The organism is Mycobacterium sp. (assembly GCF_049585075.1).
Classification (GTDB): domain Bacteria; phylum Actinomycetota; class Actinomycetes; order Mycobacteriales; family Mycobacteriaceae; genus Mycobacterium.
In genome coordinates, this window is sequence record NZ_JBAUZA010000296.1 from 1 (window position 1) to 2,007 (window position 2,007).

The 2,007-nt window shown below is 59.7% G+C and carries 2 protein-coding genes and 1 pseudogene; 2 read left to right on the plus strand and 1 reads right to left on the minus strand.

Annotated elements, in window-relative coordinates:
- Positions 1 to 224 (minus strand): TetR family transcriptional regulator (locus WB785_RS14455; RefSeq protein WP_424080022.1); only part of this gene is annotated, 224 nt, incomplete at its 3' end.
- A gap of 318 nt (positions 225 to 542) precedes the next feature.
- On the opposite strand from WB785_RS14455, the gene WB785_RS14460 reads away from it, so the two are divergent.
- A complete protein-coding gene (locus WB785_RS14460; RefSeq protein WP_424080023.1) occupies positions 543 to 1,763 on the plus strand; it encodes a cytochrome P450 in 1,221 nt (406 codons plus the stop codon).
- A 94-nt stretch (positions 1,764 to 1,857) separates the two neighbouring features.
- A pseudogene (locus WB785_RS14465) lies at positions 1,858 to 2,007 on the plus strand (amidohydrolase); the annotation flags it as partial.

The following is a 2,007-nucleotide window of genomic DNA, read 5'->3' on the forward strand; positions in this document are numbered from 1 at the left end:
CTGACGAGGTCCGCGATCTGTCGAGTAACAACCTGCTCGAAGATGCCTTGCTTGTCCCCGAAGTAATGGAACAGCATTGCTTCCGAGCAGTCGGCGCGACGAGCGATCTCTTTTGTCGCCGCGGCCGCGTATCCCGCTTCGGCAAAGACCTCAGCAGCCGCTTCAAGGAGGGCTCGTTGTTTGCCGTCCTTATCGCGAACTCGCCGCCGCGCGCCTGCAGTCATCACACATACTTTAGCGAGGACCCTTCGACTGAGGGAAAGCTCGCACGCGCGCCGTTCCACGCCGGCGCGCGGATCGTAAGCGTGCTCAGGTAGTTATCGAGTGTGACTTGACTGCTACGTAGCCGACGATTTACTGTGCTGCCAAAGCAAATTTCGGCGCGTGCGAGAAATCCGAGGGCCGGTGCAGATGGCACATCGACGGTGGCGCGAGTGCGGTGTAGCTGCAATGTGGACGACCCCTCGTTGGAGGCTGGCTGTCGAGGCTAAGCGCTTCCTTTCTCCCGGCATTCCCGCGTTCGGGTTCGGAAAGGACTACCTATGGTGAGCAAATCACCGGAGGAGCATGCCCGGAATTTCGATCTTCGTCATGAAGATTTCGACGACCAAGAATTCCTCTACGAGGTCTACGCGTTGATGCGGGAGAGCGGACCGTTCAGCCACCAGGATGTCCCTTTCCTGGGACAGACGCCGGGGGGCGCGTGGGTCGCCACCCGCTACGACGAGTGTTACGAGATCTTGCGTGATTGGCGCAGCTTCTCCAGCAAGCCCGCCGGGGGCAACCCGACGTCGTTTGGCGACATCGTGATCAACTTGGATCCACCACGACAGCAGCAGCTTCGCAAAGTTCTCAACCCATATTTTTCTCCCGGCCGGATGAAGGACCTGGAGCCCCAGGTGCGCGCGATTACCGATGGGTTGATCGACAACTTCATTGAATTGGGCCGCGGCGATCTCGCCGACGTCGCATGGCAGCAACCCGGGATAGTGTTCTTCCGGCATTTGCTCGGCATGCCCGTTGAGGACGTGCCGCTCTACATCGAGGCAGCTGACCTCGGGATCAATGGTGAGAGCGAAGAGGTCCGAATCGGTGCGATGACGAATCTCTACCATCGCGTGCGCGACGAAATCGACAAACGTCGTAGTGAACCGCCGCGTGACGACCTGATCGATGTTTTGCTCGCCGCCGAGATCGACGGCGAGAAATTGAGCTTCGACGACGCTGTCGCGAATGCGCTTCTGCTGGTGCAAGCGGGGCTCGAAACAACCTCTAGTGCAATGTCGTTCGCCTTCTTCTATCTGGGCACCCATGCTTCGGAGCGCGACCGACTCGTACGCGAAGCCGAGTTAATACCCACGGCGATAGAGGAATTTATCCGGTTCGCAGGTTCGGTCCACGGACTGCATCGCTCAGTCGCCGAAGAGGTTGAACTAAGCGGCCAGAAGTTCTGCCCCGGGGAGACGGTCGTCGTGAACTATGCGGCCGCCAACCGCGACGCGCGCGAGTTTGACGAGCCGGACAATTGCATTCTCGATCGACAGACAAATCGCCACCTCGGGTTCGGAGCCGGCGTCCATCGCTGTCTGGGCTCCAATCTCGCCCGACTCGAGTTTCGGGTGGGCGTCGAACAGACCCTGAATCGCATACCCGACTACACCATCCCCCCCGGGGCAAAGGTTGATTTCCACGGGAATTCGGTCACTCGGGGCTACCGGGCCCTGCCCGTCGTCTTCACGCCGGGTGCCCGCGTCGGTCAGTAAGGGGTGGTGAAAAACCGCCCATACCATCTCGCAGCCAACGCAATAGGAATTTTCAAGTAAGGAGGAACTTGTGGACAAGCAAGATCTTCAATGGATGATCTCCGTCGATGACCACATCATCGAGCCACCGAATCTATGGGTCGACCGCGCATCGGCCGCCGACCGCGATCGAGTGCCACACGTCGAGCGCATCGACGGTGTCGATACGTGGGTCTACGAGCAAGCGCGGGCGTCAGTGTTGGGC

What these genes read in the sequence shown, in the direction of transcription:
- WB785_RS14460 (WP_424080023.1), top strand. Translation starts at nt 543, where the DNA reads ATGGTGAGCAAATCACCGGAGGAGCATGCCCGGAATTTCGATCTTCGT.